At 75.2% G+C, this 15944-nt stretch carries 11 protein-coding genes; 7 read left to right on the plus strand and 4 right to left on the minus strand.

Annotation, left to right across the window (positions count from 1 at the left end; all coding sequences use genetic code 11):
- The first annotated feature begins 106 nt into the window (after positions 1–106).
- Positions 107–3040 carry a hypothetical protein gene (locus tag ABZW14_RS29315; protein WP_355352701.1) on the plus strand — a complete coding sequence of 978 codons (2934 nt, stop codon included), beginning with the start codon at positions 107–109 and terminating at the stop codon, positions 3038–3040.
- Between the two features lie 73 nt (positions 3041–3113).
- Positions 3114–5360 carry a hypothetical protein gene (locus ABZW14_RS29320; protein WP_355352704.1) on the plus strand — a complete coding sequence of 749 codons (2247 nt, stop codon included), beginning with the start codon at positions 3114–3116 and terminating at the stop codon, positions 5358–5360.
- A gap of 14 nt (positions 5361–5374) precedes the next feature.
- Here ABZW14_RS29320 and ABZW14_RS29325 read toward each other — a convergent pair whose 3' ends face one another.
- Positions 5375–6115, minus strand: a complete 741-nt coding sequence (locus ABZW14_RS29325) for an NAD(P)H-binding protein (protein ID WP_355352707.1) — start codon at positions 6113–6115, stop codon at positions 5375–5377.
- Between the two features lie 164 nt (positions 6116–6279).
- On the opposite strand from ABZW14_RS29325, the gene ABZW14_RS29330 reads away from it, so the two are divergent.
- From ABZW14_RS29330 to ABZW14_RS29345, 4 genes are all read left to right on the plus strand, one after another.
- Positions 6280–6603 carry a metalloregulator ArsR/SmtB family transcription factor gene (locus ABZW14_RS29330; RefSeq protein WP_355352710.1) on the plus strand — a complete coding sequence of 108 codons (324 nt, stop codon included), beginning with the start codon at positions 6280–6282 and terminating at the stop codon, positions 6601–6603.
- Positions 6600–7079, plus strand: a complete 480-nt coding sequence (locus tag ABZW14_RS29335) for an SRPBCC family protein (protein ID WP_355352713.1) — start codon at positions 6600–6602, stop codon at positions 7077–7079. The genes ABZW14_RS29330 and ABZW14_RS29335 overlap by 4 nt, the downstream gene beginning before the upstream one ends.
- A 103-nt stretch (positions 7080–7182) precedes the next feature.
- Positions 7183–7536 (plus strand): cupin domain-containing protein, encoded by a 354-nt coding sequence (locus ABZW14_RS29340; protein ID WP_355352716.1) that lies wholly within the window; start codon positions 7183–7185, stop codon positions 7534–7536.
- Positions 7537–7564: 28 nt separating this feature from the next.
- Positions 7565–7762: a hypothetical protein gene (locus ABZW14_RS29345; protein ID WP_355352719.1), complete on the plus strand. Its 198-nt coding sequence runs from the start codon at positions 7565–7567 to the stop codon at positions 7760–7762.
- 3 nt (positions 7763–7765) lie between these two features.
- Here the strand turns inward: ABZW14_RS29345 and ABZW14_RS29350 are convergent, their stop codons facing one another.
- Complete coding sequence (locus ABZW14_RS29350) at positions 7766–8860, minus strand: nucleotide disphospho-sugar-binding domain-containing protein (RefSeq protein ID WP_355352722.1); 1095 nt, start codon at positions 8858–8860, stop codon at positions 7766–7768.
- Between the two features lie 165 nt (positions 8861–9025).
- Between ABZW14_RS29350 and ABZW14_RS29355 the strand changes: the two genes are divergently transcribed.
- Positions 9026–12325, plus strand: a complete 3300-nt coding sequence (locus ABZW14_RS29355; RefSeq protein WP_355352725.1) for a S8 family serine peptidase — start codon at positions 9026–9028, stop codon at positions 12323–12325.
- 96 nt (positions 12326–12421) lie between these two features.
- Here the strand turns inward: ABZW14_RS29355 and ABZW14_RS29360 are convergent, their stop codons facing one another.
- Complete coding sequence (locus ABZW14_RS29360; RefSeq protein ID WP_355352728.1) at positions 12422–12958, minus strand: sigma-70 family RNA polymerase sigma factor; 537 nt, start codon at positions 12956–12958, stop codon at positions 12422–12424.
- A gap of 100 nt (positions 12959–13058) precedes the next feature.
- Positions 13059–15869, minus strand: coding sequence for a BTAD domain-containing putative transcriptional regulator (locus ABZW14_RS29365; protein ID WP_355352731.1), 2811 nt, complete (start codon positions 15867–15869; stop codon positions 13059–13061).
- Positions 15870–15944: the final 75 nt, after the last annotated feature.

A 15944-nucleotide genomic window follows, 5' to 3' on the forward strand; every position in this document is an offset into this window, starting at 1 on the left:
CTTGTTTTATTTGGGTGGGGTCTCCATTTCTCAAAATACGCCCCGCGCGGCCCCCCCCCCGCCGGGGCCCCCCGCCGCGCCGGCGCCGCCGCTGGCGTCCGTGGTCGTGCCCGACGAGCCGCGCACCCGCAAGGCCGGTGCCGCGGTCGCCGACGCGGTCGCCGCGCGCGGCCTGCCCCGCCCGGTCGTCACCGCGGCCACGCCGGCCCGGGCGGGCTCCCGCGCCCCGACCGGCCCACACCCGGCGGATCTCGCGGCGGTGACCACCCTGCGGGCGGCCGTGCGCGCCACGCCGGGGGCGGCGCCGGAGTCCTACCGGCTCAGCGTCCGCGCGACCGAGCTGGCCGTCGACGGGACCGACGTCGCCGGCGCCGCGGCCGGGCTGTACCGGCTCGCCGACCGGATCCGCTCCGGCGCCGACGCGCTGCCCGCCGCCGACGCGGGACAGCTGGTCACGCCGCGGCTCGGCCTGCGGCTCACCGACGCCGGCTCGGTGGGTCGCGAGCCGGACGCGGCCGCCTTCGCCGCCGGCGACGACTACAGCCTGAACACCGACGTGGTCGGGCCGGCCCTGCTGCCCCGGGCGCCGTGGGTGGACGCCGCCGCGGCGGCCCGCATCGGGGCGCAGTTCCGGCAGTTCGTCGACCACTCGGTGGCGCAGGGCTACAACGCCGTCGTCGTGCCCGGCTTCCTGGAGTACGTCACCTTCGCGAAGGTCGGCGACGGGCACGCGGTCTACCCGCCCGGCGACACCCACGTCGACCGCGCGCGGGCGATGGTCGCGGCCTTCGGCCCGGTCTTCGGGTACGCCGAGGAAATGGGCGTGAAGGTCTTCCTGCTCACCGACATGCTCGCCGTGTCGCCGCCGCTGGAGGCGTACCTCACGCGGACCGTCGGCGGGCTCGACGTGGCCGATCCCCGGCTCTGGGCCGTCTACCAGGCCGGGCTGGCCGAGCTGTTCGAGAGCATGCCCTTCGTCGACGGGCTCATGGTCCGCGTCGGCGAGGGCGGCGCGGTCTACGCCGCGGACGGCTGGGACTACTCCTCGAAGCTCGCGGTCACCACGGCGGAGTCGGTGCGCGCGATGCTGCGGGCGCTGCTGGACACCGCGGGGCGGGCCGGCCGGGAGGTCATCTTCCGGACCTGGACGGTCGGTGTGGGCCCCGTCGGCGACCTGCACACCAACCCGGACTCGTACGCGCGGGTGCTCGGTGGGTTCGACGACCCGCACCTGATCGTGTCCACCAAGTACACCCTCGGCGACTTCTACAGCCACCTGCCGCTGAACACCACCCTGCTGGCCGGCCCGCAGCGCCGCATCGTGGAGTTCCAGGCCCGGCGCGAGTTCGAGGCGTTCGGCTCGCTGCCCAACGACCTCGGCCCGCTGCACCGCCAGGCGCTGCGCGCGTTCCTCGCCGCCAACCCGAGGGTCGAGGGCGTCTGGAACTGGACCCAGGACGGGGGCCCGCTGCGCGCCGGACCGATGTCGCTCTACCTGCGCACCGGGTTCTGGCAGCTGTACGACCTCAACACGTACGCCGTCGGGCGGCTGGCCTGGGATCCGGACACCGATCCGGCGCAGGTCACGGCGGACTGGGCGTACCGCACCTTCTCCGCCGACCCGGACACCGTGGCCGCGATCGGTCAGGCCATGGCGCTGTCCCGGGCGGCGGTCACGCAGGGCCTCTACATCGGGCCGTACGCCGACCGGTCGGTGCGGGCGCTCGGGCTGGAACCGCCGCCGATGATGTGGATCTTCGAGTGGGACATCCCGACCGGCGACTCCGCCGCGCTGGACAGCATCTACGCGGTGACCGGCGGCCGGGTGGACGCGGCGATCGAGGAGGGCGGGCAGGCGGTCGCGCTGGCCCGGCGCATGCGTGACCTGGTGGCCGCCACCGACCCGGCGACCTGGCGGGACGCCGGGCTGCGCGAGCGGTTCACCGGCACTCTCGACTACCAGGTCGACCTGTTCGAGACGCTGGCCGCCTACCGGACCATGGTGCTGCGGCACGCGCAGTGGCTGGACACCGGCTCCCCGGCCGCCCACGACGGCTGGCGGGCGGCGGCCACGGCGTACCGGGACGCGCGGGACGGGCACCGGCTGCGTTACGGCGCCGACCTGGACCTGCCCGCGTACCGCTTCACGGCGGCCGACCTCGGCGCGGAGCGCGCAGATCGGGACCCGGCGATGGCGTGGGCGGCCCGGGCGTTGCTCGCCCTGGTCCTGGCGGTGGTGCTGCTCGGCCTGCGCGGGCGGGGATTCGGTGGCGCCGCCGCGCGCGGCCTGCTGCTGGGTGCGGTCCGGCCGTGGCGGGTGGCCGCGCTGCCGGCGCCCACCTCCCGGGTGGACCGGCTCCTCGTCTGGCTCGTGCCGGCCGTCGTGCTGGTGGCGAGTCGGCTCGTGTTCACCTGGTTCGCCGCCCCCGCCCACCTGCTGGTCAGCCTCGGCGGGTGGGTGCTGTTCGCCCTCGTGGTCCGCCTCGCCGTCGGCCGGCGGGACCCGTTCCACCTGTGGGCCGTGGTCGGCGGCGTCGCACTGCTGCGCAGCGTGCTGCTCCTCGCGGCGCTCGCCGGACGCGGTCCTGGGCGCTACTGGTTCGTCTTCTGGACCGCGCCGACCCGGCGCGCCGCCTACCTCACGGTGGCGTTCGCCGCGTTCGGCTGGCTGTTCGTGGCCACCGCCGTGATCCTCCGCGACCGGTACGGCGTGCGGCCACGCCGCGCCGCCGGGCTGGCCCTCACCGCCGCGGGCGTTCCACTCGGCGTGCTGGCCGGCCTGGTCGCGGTGATCGGCCTGGAACGCGCGCTGACGGTCTGGAACGACCAGATGGCGCTGCTGCCCTGGGGGCTGTCCCGCATCCTCGGCATCACGGTCTACCTGGGCATTCCCGCCGGCTTCCCGAGGTACGCCGCCGTCTCCGGAGCCGCCCTGACCGCCGTCGGCCTGCTGCTGTCGATCGGCCGGCGGAGCGCCGGACCGGCGCCGGCGGGCGGCGGCCGACCGGTCCCCGAGGTTGGACCCGGCCGGGCGGGGTAGACCGCCCGAGCGGCGGGGCCCTCCTCGGCCGGGTGCACCCGGTCTGGACCCCAGGAGACGACTCGGGGGGCCCATGTCGGAGGCAGCAGCGCGGGGCGGGCCCGGGCCCTCGGGCGACGTGGTGGAACTGCGGGTGCACGGGGCCTCCCGGGCGAGTGCCGACGAGGTCCTGGACCTGCCGCGGACCGAGCAGGTGGCCGGCGACCGCAGCGGGGGCTTCTACCGGCCCCGCCGCCCGCCCTCGGACACCGGCCGAACCGGGCGGGTGACGCTGGAGGCGTACCGCTGGGCCGACCTGCCCGCCGGGACCATGGGCCGGACCCTGTCGCTGGTGTTCCTGCTGCCGTTCATGCTGGTCAACGTGGCGATCTGGATGCGCCCGGCCAACCGGGGCTCCGAGGCGACCGTCCGGTCCCTGTGCCGGTTGCTGGCCCTCACGCTCACCGCGCTCTACGTGCTCGCCGTCGCCGGCGTCGCGCTGGACCTGATCGCGTGGAAGTGCATGACCTCGCCGCGGTGCCTGGCCGGGCGGGGCTGGCTGTCCTGGCTGGGCGGGCGGCCGGTCGGGCTGCGGCTGGCCGTGCTGGCGCTGGTGCCGGCCGCCGCCGTCGGCCTGCTCTGGCGGGCCAGCACCCGCCCGGGCCGGGTGTTCGAGGCGTTCCACGCCCCCGAGGCGGCGGTCTCCGGGTGCCGCCTCGGCGCCGTCGGCCGGTGGGACGCGGAACCGCTGGTGGGCCGGCTGCGCTCCATCCACGTCGCGGCGGCGTTCGCCACGCTGGACGGCACGCTGCTCGCCGCCCGCGCCGCACCCGGCGCCTCGCCCGGCACCATCGCCCTGGCGGTCGTCACCGGGGCGGTCCTGCTCGCCTGCGCGGTCCTGCTCTGCACGCCCCCGCTGATCGACCGCTCCGCCACGGACCGGCGACTCGACCGGATCACCGGCACGCTGCGGATGACCGCCGTGGTCCTGACCGTCGTCGTCACGGCCCACATCCTGACCGGCCCGGCGACGTGGCGCGAGGGCGGCCGCCTACCCGGGTACGACGAGATCCTCACCGGGCTGTTCGTCGCCCAGACGACCCTGCTGGCCGCCCTGGGAGCGGTGCTGCTCCGGCGCCGGAACCGGCGGGCGGGTGCCGCTCCCCTGCTCGGGCTGGGAGCGCTGGCGATCGCGGCCGCCGCCATCAGCCTGGCGGTGGCGTACTCCGCCGAGCTGGTCTACCGGGTCGCGGACTTCCTCGACCGCGACGCGCCGACCGGCGTGGGGGTGGCCACGGGGCCCCCGCGGGTGTACACCTGGGCGATCTTCGGCTTCTTCCGCACGGTGGTGGTGGCACTGATCGTCGCGGGCCTGGTGACCCTGATCTCCCGGCCGGGCCGGCTGCGCGCCGCGGCGGCGATCGTCGCGGGCGACCACCCCGACCCGCCCCCGGAAGCCGGGCCGCGGCTGCGGCAGGTGCGGGAGGCGATCGCCAGGGCCCGGTTCACCGAGAACCTGATCGCGCTGGCCGTCGTCTACGCCGGTCTCGCCGGGATCGGCACGGCCACCACCACCCTCGGTCTGCTGGAGTTGTGGCCGGCCGACGTCGTCGAGCGGTACGCGGGGGTGCCGGCCGAAGTGACCACCTTCAGCCTCGCGGTCGGCAGCTGGGTGATCGCGGCGATCATCGTCGGCCTGGTGCTCGGCGCGATCTTCGCCTACCGGACCGCCGGGTTCCGCCGTCACGTCGGCATCCTGTGGGACCTCGGCACGTTCTGGCCCCGGGCCGCACATCCGTTCGCGCCGCCCTGCTACGCCGAGCGTGCCGTGCCGGAGCTGGCCCGGCGGATCACCTACCTGGTGGAACGGGGCGACGCGGTGCTGCTGACCGGGCACAGCCACGGTTCGGTCCTGGCCGCCGCGACGGTGCTCCAGTTACCGGCGCAGGTCTGCGGCCGGATCGCCCTGCTCACCTACGGATCGCCGCTGCGCCGCCTCTACGCCCGGCTCTTCCCCGCCTACGTCGACGACGAGGCGCTGCACGAGATCGGCGCCCGGGTCGGCTGGCGGTGGCTGAACCTGTGGCGCGACACCGACCCCGTGGGCGGCTGGATCTTCGCCGCCCCGCCGCCCGCCGCGCCGGGTCCGGCCGGGTGCCCGGCGGCGCGGGTGGACCGCCGGCTGCGGGACCCCGTCGGCGTGGTGGCTCCGCCCGGCGACAGCGTCCCGCCGCCGATCCAGGGGCACCGGCCCGCCGAGTTCGACCGGCCGTTCGCCGACGCGGTGGGCGAGCTGGTCGAGCGCCTCGGCGAGCCGCCGAGGCGGGGGGCCGCCGGCTGACGATCCGGCCCGGGTCAGTGGGCGGACTTCAGCCAGTCGCGGTAGTGCGTGGACGCCAGGTGCGCGTCCGGGCCTCCGGTCAGCACGTCGCCCTCGACGACCGCGAACATGCCGGCCTTGTCGTCGATGGCGACGTTCCGATCGTCGCCCTGTGCGGCCAGGGTGACCCGCGCGAGGTCGTCGAGGGTGAAGACGTCCGGGCCGGCGACGTTGCGGACGCCGTTCAACGGCGTGCCGGTGGCGACGTCGACGACCGCGTCGACGACGTCCGCGGCGGCCATCGGCTGAACCGGGGTGGCGGGCAGGCGGACCGTGGTGTCGTCGGAGGTCCAGGACAGGACCGCGTTCATGAATTCGAAGAACTGGGTGGCCCGCACGATGGAGTACGGCGTGGGCCCCTGCCGCAGCAGGTCCTCCTGGAGGGTCTTGGCCCGGTAGTAGTCGAGCTGCGGCACCCGGTCCACGCCGAGGATCGAGAGGACCACCTGGTGCTGGACGCCGGCCCGCTCCCCGGCGGCCAGCAGGTTGGTCATGGTGGTGCGGAAGAAGTCGAGCGAGGCCTCGTCGAACGTCGGCGAGTTCGCGACGTTGACGACGACGTCGGCCCCCTCCAGCGCCCGGTCCAGCCCCTCACCGGTCAGCAGGTCGACGCCGGTCGACGGCGCCGCCGGGACGGCCTCGTGCCCGGCGGCGGTCAGCTTCCGGACCACCTGCGAGCCGATCAGTCCGGTGCCACCGATGACTGTGAACTTCATGGCTCTCACCCTTCCACGACGCCCCGCACGGCACGCCGGCTTCGTGTGCACCGGGATCCGTCGGGCGCGGCCCCCTGGCCACACCGCCGCGGGCCTGCACCCGGCCGTGCCCCGTAGGTCCGCGAGCCTTGACTCGCGGGTCCGTAAGTCGTAGCTTACCGTTCGTGGCTACTTACCGAACGGGCGACGGTTGGGACGCGTTGGGTGATCCCACCCGGCGCAGCATCGTCGCCCGCCTGGCCGAGCGGCCCCGTGCCGTCGGCGAACTGGCCGACGAACTGCCGATCAGCCGTCCCGCGGTGTCCCAGCACCTCAAGGTCCTCAAGGAGGCCGGGCTGGTCACCGACCACGCGGCCGGCACCCGCCGGGTCTACCGGCTCAATCCGGCCGGCGTGGCCGCGCTGCGCGACCAGCTGGACACCTTCTGGAACCGCGCGCTGGCCGGCTACCGGGACGTCGTCGAACAACCGACCGAGGAGACCCCATGACCGAGGCAACACCCGTCGTCCGCCGGCAGATCGTCGTCGAGGCGCCGCTGGAACGGGCGTTCACCGTGTTCACCGAGCGGTTCGGTGACTTCAAGCCGCCGGAGCACAACCTGCTCGGGGCGCCGATCGCGGAGACGGTGTTCGAACCCGAGGTCGGCGGCCACATCTACGACCGGGCCGTCGACGGCAGCGTGTGCCAGTGGGCGCGCGTGCTCGCGTACGAACCGCCGGACCGGGTGGTGTTCAGCTGGGACATCAGCCCCCAGTGGCAGGTCGAGACCGACCCGGACAACACCAGCGAGGTCGAGGTGCGCTTCGTCGCCGAGACGCCGCAGCGCACCCGGGTGGAGCTGGAGCACCGCCACCTCGACCGGCACGGCCCGGGCTGGCAGTCCGTCCGGGACGGCGTCGGCCACGACGAGGGATGGCCGCTCTACCTCGACCGCTACGCCGCCCTGTTCACCCCGGGCAGCTGACCTGCCGCACCGGGCATGTCTCGACCGGTGGCGGGTATCGCCACGGCCCGGCCGCCACGCCGGGCCGTGGCGAACGGCGGGGCCGACCGGACAGGAGACGGGCATGTCGCACGACCCAGGCGTCGGGGAGCCGTCCACCGTCCGGCGCACCGAACTCCAGCGGCACCCGGCCTCCGTGCCCGGCCGGCTGATCGTCCAGACGCTGTTCGAAATTCCGGTGGGACTGGCGTCGGGCCGGCACCGGCACCCCGGTGAAGAGGTGGGCTTCCTCATCCACGGCGTGATCGCCATGGAGTTCGACGACCGCCCCACCCTGACGATTCATGCCGGGGAGCCGTTCCTGATCCCGCCGGGAGTCGTGCACAACGCCCGGAACATCACGGCCGACGTCACCACCATGATGCTCTCGACGTATCTGGTCGACGAGACCCAGCCGCTGGTGACGCGGTGCGACTGACGGATTCGTCGATCGGAGGGAACGATCCATGACCAGCGCCTCCTCGCGTCCCGGCACGCCCACGGTCGTCCTGGTGCACGGCGCCTTCGCCGACAGTTCCAGCTGGAACGGGGTGGTGGAGCGGCTGGTCGCCGCGGGCGTCGCCGTGAAGGCGGTACCGAACCCGCTGCGCGGCATCGCCGAGGACGCCGCGTTCATGCAGGCGCTCGGCTCCGTCTCCGGCTGACCGTCAGGCGAGGAGCGCGGTCAGCTCGGCCACCACGGCGGAGGGTGGCGGCATCGCGGCCATCTCGTCGCGCACCTCGACCGCCGCCCTCCGGAGCGTCGCGTCGGTGACGAGCCGGGTCAGGACGCCGGGCGTGATCGCCCGGGCCTCCGCGCCGAGGCCGGCGCCGCGCCGCGCGACGACCTCGGCGTTGTGCCGCCGGTCGCCGGGGCCGGGCACGACGAGCTGCGGCACGCCCGCGGCCAGCGCACCCAGCACGGTGCCCGCCCCGCCGTGGTGCACGCACGCCGTCGCGTACGGGAGCACCCGGTCCAGCGGTACGCGGCCGACCGTCCGGACGTTCGCCGGCAGCCGTGGCAACCGGCCGGGCGGACGGACCAGCACGATGTCGGCGTCCACCGTGGACGCGGCGGCGAGGACCGCCGCCGTCGGGTCGCCGCCGCCGGGACCGGCGACGGTGCTGCGGCTCACGACGATCCGTGGGCGCTCCCCGGTGCGCAGCAGCCAGTCGGGCACCTCTCCCCCACCCGAGTACGGCACCGCCCGCAGGGGCAGCCCCGGCCTGAGCCCGGTCAGGCTCGGCGGCGCCACCGTGATCGTGGCCGCCGGGGCGCCGATCCGGTACTGCCGCATGGGCCCGCTCGCCGCCACGGCCGCCACGAGGTCGGCGGCGGGGAACAGGTTGTTCTCCTGAAGGACGGCGGGGGCCCCGACGCGCTCGGCGGCGACGGCCCCGGCCACGGCCAGCGGCTCGTGGACGATCAGGTCCGGCCGCTCCCGCCGGGCCAGCGCGACCACCGCGTCGGCGAACGTGGCGTTGGCGGCGCCGAACAGCTCACCCACGACGGCGGTGCCCGCGCGCCCGGCCAGTTCCCTGCGGGCCAGCAACGGATGGCGCAGCAGCACCCGGCCGGCGATGCGGCCGAACGCGAACCCCGGCGCGATGTCGTGCGCGACCAGGCCGCCGAGGTCGACGGCGAGCGCGTCGCCGCCACTCGCCACCAGCACCTCGTGGCCGGCGTCCCGCCAGGCCAGGGCGAGCGGGACCAGCGGCAGCAGATGCCCCTGCAGCGGCGCGGAGACGATCAGGACGCGCATGGCCTCATTGAACCGGACGGCGCCCCGACCTCGACCCCGAGGTGTGAACCAGGTCACTCCGACTGAACCGTCACCTGCCGGCCACGTCCGGAGCCCTCGGATACCCCTCGCGTTCATCCAGGGAGAATCATGCGTTCAGTTCGCACGTTATCGGCGCTGGCACTGATGGTGCTGGGCGTCTCGGTGGCGGCTCCGGGCGGCGCGCCGGTGTCGGCGCACCCCCGAGCCGCGAAGCCGGCGACCACACCCCCGGTCGCGTCCACGCCCCGTACGGTCACCCTGCTCACCGGCGACACCGTCCAGGTCAGCACCGTGAACGGCCAGACGGCCGTGAACGTCGTGCCGGGCAAGGGACGGGAGCGGATCCCGTTCATCACCCACAGCGCCGGCGAGGACGTGCGGGTCATCCCCGCCGACGCCGTCGGCCTGCTCAACCGGGGCAGGCTCGACCAGCGGCTCTTCGACATCTCGACGCTGGTCGGCTTCGGCTACGACGACACCCGGGCCACCCTGCCGCTCATCGTCCAGCACAGCGGCGCCGCCCCCGCCGGCCTCGCCGGCGGCCGGACCACCCGGCAGCTCTCCGGCGCCAGCGCCGTAGCGGAGAACCGCGCGGACGCGGTGTCCTTCTGGAACAGCCTCACGTCCACCGCCGGCGGCACCGAGCGGCGGCTCCGGGCCGGGTTCGACAAGGTCTGGCTCGACGGGCTGCGCCACCCCACCCTCGACGTCAGCGTCCCGCTCACCGGCGCGCCCGAGGCCTGGCAGGCCGGCTGGACCGGAACGGGGGTGAAGGTCGGCGTGATCGACACCGGCGTCGACCAGACCCACCCCGACCTGGCCGGGCACGTCGCCGCCGCGGAGAACTTCACCACCGACCCGGACACCCTCGACCGGGTCGGCCACGGCACCCACGTCGCCTCCACCATCGTCGGCAGCGGGGCCGCGTCGCAGGGCCGCTTCAAGGGCATGGCGCCCGGAGCGACCCTCTACAGCGCCAAGGTGTGTGTCGCGGAGGGCTGCCCCGAGTCGGCGATCCTGGCCGGCATGACCTGGGCGGCGCAGCAGGGCGTCAAGGTCGCCAACATGAGCCTCGGCGGCCCGGACAGCCCGGAGACCGACCCCATCGAGGCGGCCCTGGCCGACCTCACCCACCGCTACGGCGTGCTCTTCGTCGTCGCCGCCGGCAACAGCGGTGCGGGCGGCGAGTCCACGGTGAACTCGCCCGGCAGCGCGACCGAGGCGCTGACCGTGGGCGCCGTGACCAAGACGGGCGAGCTGGCCGAGTTCTCGAGCCGGGGCCCGCGCGCGGGCGACGCCGGCATCAAGCCGGAGATCACCGCCCCCGGCGTCGGCATCGTCGCCGCCCGCAGCTCGACCTCCGACCTGTGGCCGATCGACGAGAACCCGCAGTACACCAGCCTCAACGGCACCTCGATGGCGACTCCGCACGTGGCCGGCGCGGCGGCGATCCTGACCCAGCAGCACCCGGACTGGACGCCCGAGCGGATCAAGGCGACGCTGATGGCGGCCGCGAAGCCGAACGCCACCATCGGCGTCTACGAGCAGGGCGCCGGCTTCCTCGACGTCGCCCGGGCGATCCGGCAGAGCGTCACGGCGAGCCCGGTCAGCGTCGCCTTCGGGCGGACCACCACGGCGCAGCAGCAGACGATCACGTACGCGAACAGCGGCTCCTCCGCCCTCACCCTGGCGGTCTCCCTCGACGCGAAGGACGCCGACGGGGCCCCGGCGCCGGCCGGCCTGTTCAGCCTCAGCGCCTCGTCGGTGACGGTCCCGGCGGGCGGCACGGCCGCCGTGACGGTCACCGTGCAGGCCGGCGCCGGCCTCCCCGACCGCTACTTCGGCGGTGAGGTGACCGCCACCGGCGGCGGCGCGCAGGTCCAGACCCCGGTGGCGCTCGACGTCGCCCGCCACCGGCTGAACCTCAAGCTCGTCGGCCCGGACGGCGGAGCGCCCACCCCGGACCAGGGCTGGGTGACCCTCCTGACCGACCTGGACCGGCAGACCACGATGGTGTTCGACGACCCCGCGACCACCACGTACCAGGTCCGGGCGGGCCACTACCTGGTGCAGACCTACCTGTTGACCGGCGACCCGTTCCTCCCGCACATCACCTCGCTGATGCGCCCGAGCCTCGACCTGACCACCGATCAGTCGCTCAGCATGGACGCCCGCCTCGCCAAGCCCGTGGTGGTGTCGGTGCCGAACCCGAAGGCCACCGCGGTCCACCAGGAGTTCGGCTGGACGATCCGGACCGAGCAGCCGCAGATCTGGGGCAGCAACGACCCGTTCGGTGTGCTGATGGGCCTGCCCTTCGACCATCTGCGGACGGCGCAGATCGGGTCCGGGCGGACGCGCGGCTTCGTCTCGTACGTCAACGGGATGTGGGGCCAGGTGGCCGAGGACGGCAGCCTGCACAACAGCCCGTACGCCTACCGCGTCTACCTCTACGAGCCGGAGAAGATGATGACCGGGCTCACCCGCAGGCTGCGTGCGGGCGACTTCGCCACGGTCCGTTCCCGGATCAGCGCGGACGTGCCCGGCGTGCCGGTGTCGCGGACCGCGGTCGCGCACGCACCCGGCAACTCGCCGGTCTACCGGGACGAGCGCACCATCCCGCCGAGCTTCACCTATGACGTGCCGAGCACCGTCACGGAGTACTACAACCAGGACAAGAAGGCGGTGTGGCAGTCCACCTCGTCCCAGCTGAGGTACACGTACTACGAGTCGGCGTGGACCAGCTTCCAGCCCGGGCGCACGTACGACGTGAAGTGGGCCAACGGGGTGGCCGGGCCGGTCTTCCCGGAGCCGAACTTCGGCCAGCAGTTCGCCACCCGCTACTGGGGCGACACGCTGGGCGGGCCGGGGCCGCTGCACGGTGACGGCACCGGGCACATGGGCTTCCGCCACGTTCGCGGCGGCAGCGTGCAGGTGGACCTCTACCGCAACGGCGTCAAGATCGGCGACGCGAACCAGGCGCCCTGGGTGTGGAACGTGCCCGCCGAGAAGGGTGACTACCGGCTGGCCGCCACCTTCCGCAGCGACCCGGAGTTCGCCCTGTCCACCGTGGTCGACGCCGAGTGGACCTTCCCGTCCGCGCACGTGGGCGACGGCGAACTGGTGAAACTGCCGATGACGGCGATCCGGTACAGCCCGGAGCTCGACATCGACAACCGGGCGCCGGCCGGCCGGCTGTTCGCCATCCCGGTCTCGCTCGACCGTCAGGTCGGTGCGGCGCCGGGCCGGACCAGGACCCTGACCGTCGAGGCGTCCTTCGACGACGGCACGACCTGGCAGCGGCTGACCGTGCAGCGGTCCGGCGAGAAGGCGGTCGCCTGGGTGCACAACCCGGCCGGCACCGGCTTCGTCTCGCTGCGGGCCGCCGCGACGGACACCAGCGGCAACACGGTCAAGCAGACCGTCATCCGCGCCTACCGGTACTGAGGGTGGGCCCCGGACGCGGCGCCTGGCCGGCGCCGCGTCCGGGGTCACCGCTGCCGGAGCGGCGCCCGGGTGGAACCCACGCGGAACCCTGCCCGCTCAGGCCGCCGCGAGGCCGGTGCGCAGGGCGCGCAGGGCGTGGTGGGTCCGGGACTTCACCGTCCCGATCGGCACCCCCAGCCGGCCCGCGACCTCCTCCGGTGACCGCCCGATCAGGAACACCTCGGAGAGCAGGCTGCGCTGCGCCGGGCTCAGCCGGCGCAGCGCACCCCCGATGGCGTGCGACGCCAGCGCGGTGCCCGTGGTGTCGTCACCGGCGGGAATCCAGGTCATGTCGACGAGGTGGACCTCGGCGGGGCGGCCCTGCCGCCGCCGGACGCCGTCGATGACGAGCCGCCGGGCTACGGTGCGGAGCCACCGGCGCGCGGCCTCGGGCTCGGCCGGCACCGAGTCGAGGTGCCGCCAGGCGCGCAGCATCGTCTCCTGCAGCAGGTCCTCGGCGGTCTGCCGCTGGCCGCGGGTCAGCAGGAGCAGGAGACGCAGCACGGCGGGGGCGTGGTCGGCGTGCAGCGCCGTCAGGCGCTCGGCCCGGCCGGCCGGTGATCCGTCGGGTGCCTGCAGCACGATCTCCCCCATCCGCAGCAAGAACGGTGAATGAGGCAGGAGCCTAGGGACGCCGCATGTCAACGGACTGACGCGCGAGTGCCGATCGAGTGCCGTCGCCGGCCGTGCCCGGTCACGGACCCGGCGTGACCGCCGCGAGCAGGCCGGCCAGCCGCCGGCCGGTCGGGGTGTGCGGGTACGGGATCAACGCCATGGCCTCCTGCCACGCCCGTACCGCGGCCGCCTGGTCGCCCTGGGCGGCGAGGGCGTCGCCGAGCAGCGCCAGCACCTCCGCCGCCGGGGCGTCCGCCGCGGCCTCCTGGTAGGCGGCGGCCGCCTCGCGCCAGCAGTCGACCGCCCTCCCGGGGTCCCGGCGGGCGTACGCCCGGCCGAGCGCTTCCCACGCCTCGGCGACGCCCAGTCGGTACCGGGCTCCCCGCGACAGTGCCATCGCCTGCTCGGCGCAGCGCACGGCCTCGTCCTCGCGGCCCAGTTCGGCGTTGCTCGCCGCCATGATCACCAGGGCGTCGGCGAGCAGTTTGTCGTCCCCGGTCGGCCACGGGTCCAGCGCCGCGGAGAGCGCCCGGACGACCTCCTCGTGCCGCCCCTGGGCGCTGAGGATCATCGCGCGGTTCATCGCGGCCCGGGTCATCTCGCCGTGCAGGCCGAGCCGGTCGAGCAGCGCGAGCGCCCGGTCGAGATGCCCGACGGCGATCTCGTGCTCGTGCCGGTAGTAGGCCGCCCCGGCGAGGCTGCGGTGCATCCGGGCCTGCCCGACCAGGTCGCCGCCCGCCCGCGCGGCCTCCAGCGCCACCTCGCCGGTCGTCGTCCAGTCGGCCCACCGGCCGCTGAGGTCGAAGAAGTGCTGCATGCCCAGGGCGAGCTGCCAGGCGTCGGCGTACCGGCCCTGCCGGGCGGCCCGGCCGACCAGCGCGATCAGGACCTGCCGCTCGGCGGTGAACCAGCGCATGGCATCGCCGTGGCCGGCGAAGCGCAGCGGCGTCTCGCCCGGCCCGGGCTCGATCATCGGGTGCCCCTCGGAGGTCAGCAGCCGGCGGTGCGCCTGGTAGCCGGTGGCCCGGTAGAACCGCAGGCAGCGCAGCTCCGCGGCGGCGCGCTCGGCCGGGCCGTCGTGCTCCTCGCCGAGTTCGGTGGCATAGGCCAGCAGCAGGTCGTGGGTGCGGTAGCGGCCGGGCGGGTCCTCGCTGATCAGGTGCGCGCGGCTCAGCTCGCCGAGCAGTGCCCGCGCGCTCCGCAGCGGGACGCCGGCCAGGCCCGCCGCCCCGGCGCTCGAGAGGTCGGGGCCGGGATGCGCCGGCAGCAGCCGGAAGAGCCGCGCGGCCGGGGCCGAGAGCGCCCGGTAGGACCACGAGAAGACGGCACGCACACCGCTGTGCGGGTCGTCGCCGTCGAACCCGTCCAGGCTCCCCGGCGCCGCGGCCAGCTCCGCGGCGATCCGCGCCGCCGACGTCCCGGGCAGGCCCGCCGCGCGGGCGGCCACCACGGCCAGCGCGAGCGGCAGCCGCCCGCAGCTGGCGATGATGGCGTCGATCGCGGCCGGGTCCGCCGCGACGCGGCCGGCGCCGAGCGGGCGCGACAGCGCCGCACGGGCCTCCTCGACGCTCGGCAGGCCGACCGGCAGCGGGTGGGCGCCGGCCGTGGTCAGCAGACTGCTGAGCCGGCTGCGGCTCGTGACGATCACCAGGCAGCCGGGGCCGCCGGGCAGCAGGTGCCGGATCTGCTCGGTGTCCCGGCAGTTGTCGAGCACGATCAGCATGCGCCGGCCGGCGAGGCTGCTGCGGTACAGGCCCGCCTGGGCGTGCAGCTCGGCCGGCATCGCCTGCTGGGGCACCCCGAGCGAGCCGAGGAAGCCGCGCAGCGCCTCGGCCGGGCTCATGGCCGGCTCCCGCCCGTCATAGCCGCGCAGGTCGACGTACAGCTGCCCGTCCGGGTAGTCGGCGGCGAACCCGTGGGCGAGGTGAACCGCGAGGGCGGTCTTGCCGACCCCGGGCATGCCGTCGATCGCCAGCACCGACGGCCCGCCCGGACGGCCGACCGCCGCGCGGGCCTCGGCGACCAGGTCGTCCCGGCCGGTGAAGAAGGGCAGGTCCGGTGGCAGCTGCGCGGGCCGCGGAAGTGGCGCCGGCGATCCGGTACGCGGCGGCCGGGTGCGCTGGTGCAGCAACCGGTCGTACGCCTCCCGCAGCTCCTCGCCCGGGTCGACGCCCAGGTCCTCGGCGAGGCGGCGGCGCACCGAGCGGTACACGTCGACGGCTTCCGCCTGGCGGCCGTCGGCGGCGAGCGCCAGCAGCAGGCGGCTCTGGAGTGACTCGTCGAGCGGGTGCTGCTCGGCGGCCTGCCGCAGCGGCGCCAGGACCGCGCTCATCCGCCCGCAGCGCTCGGCGTAGTCGGCGGCCTCGCGCACGGCCTGGACCCGTTCGTCCTCCACGGCGAGGAACGCGGGATGCCGGCGGGAGGCCGGTTCCAGGCCCGCGGCGCACCGGCCGCGCCACAGGCGCAGCCCGTCCAGGGCGTGCCGCAGCGCCGACTCCGGGTCGCCGTCCCGCAGGCTCCCGCCCGCCCGCCGGCTCAACGACCGGAACCTCAGCAGGTCGAGGGACTCCTCGTCGGCGCGCAGCCGGTAGCCGGAGACGTCCCGGAGCACGTGCCGGCCCACCGCCCGGGTGGGCAGACCGGGCTCGAACAGTCGCCGGAGCATCCCGACGTGCCGGTGCACGACGTTCGCGGCACTGGCCGGGGCCTCCTCGTCCCAGAGCAGGTCGACCAGCTCGGCCAGGGAGACCGGCTGCCCGGCCCGGGCCAGCAGCAACGCGAGCACCAGGCGCTGCTGGCGGGCACCCAGCGGCAGCTCGGCGCCGGCGCGGACGACCCGGATCGGGCCGAGCACCGAGAAACCGATCGCCTCGCCCGCCTCCGCCCGCACAGCGGCAACGGTAACCGGCAGGCCGCCGCCCGGAACCTGCGCCCACCAGGTCAGGAGCGGAAGCGGGTCGGCGGC

Source organism: Micromonospora sp. NPDC004551 (assembly GCF_040609975.1).
Taxonomy (GTDB): domain Bacteria; phylum Actinomycetota; class Actinomycetes; order Mycobacteriales; family Micromonosporaceae; genus Micromonospora.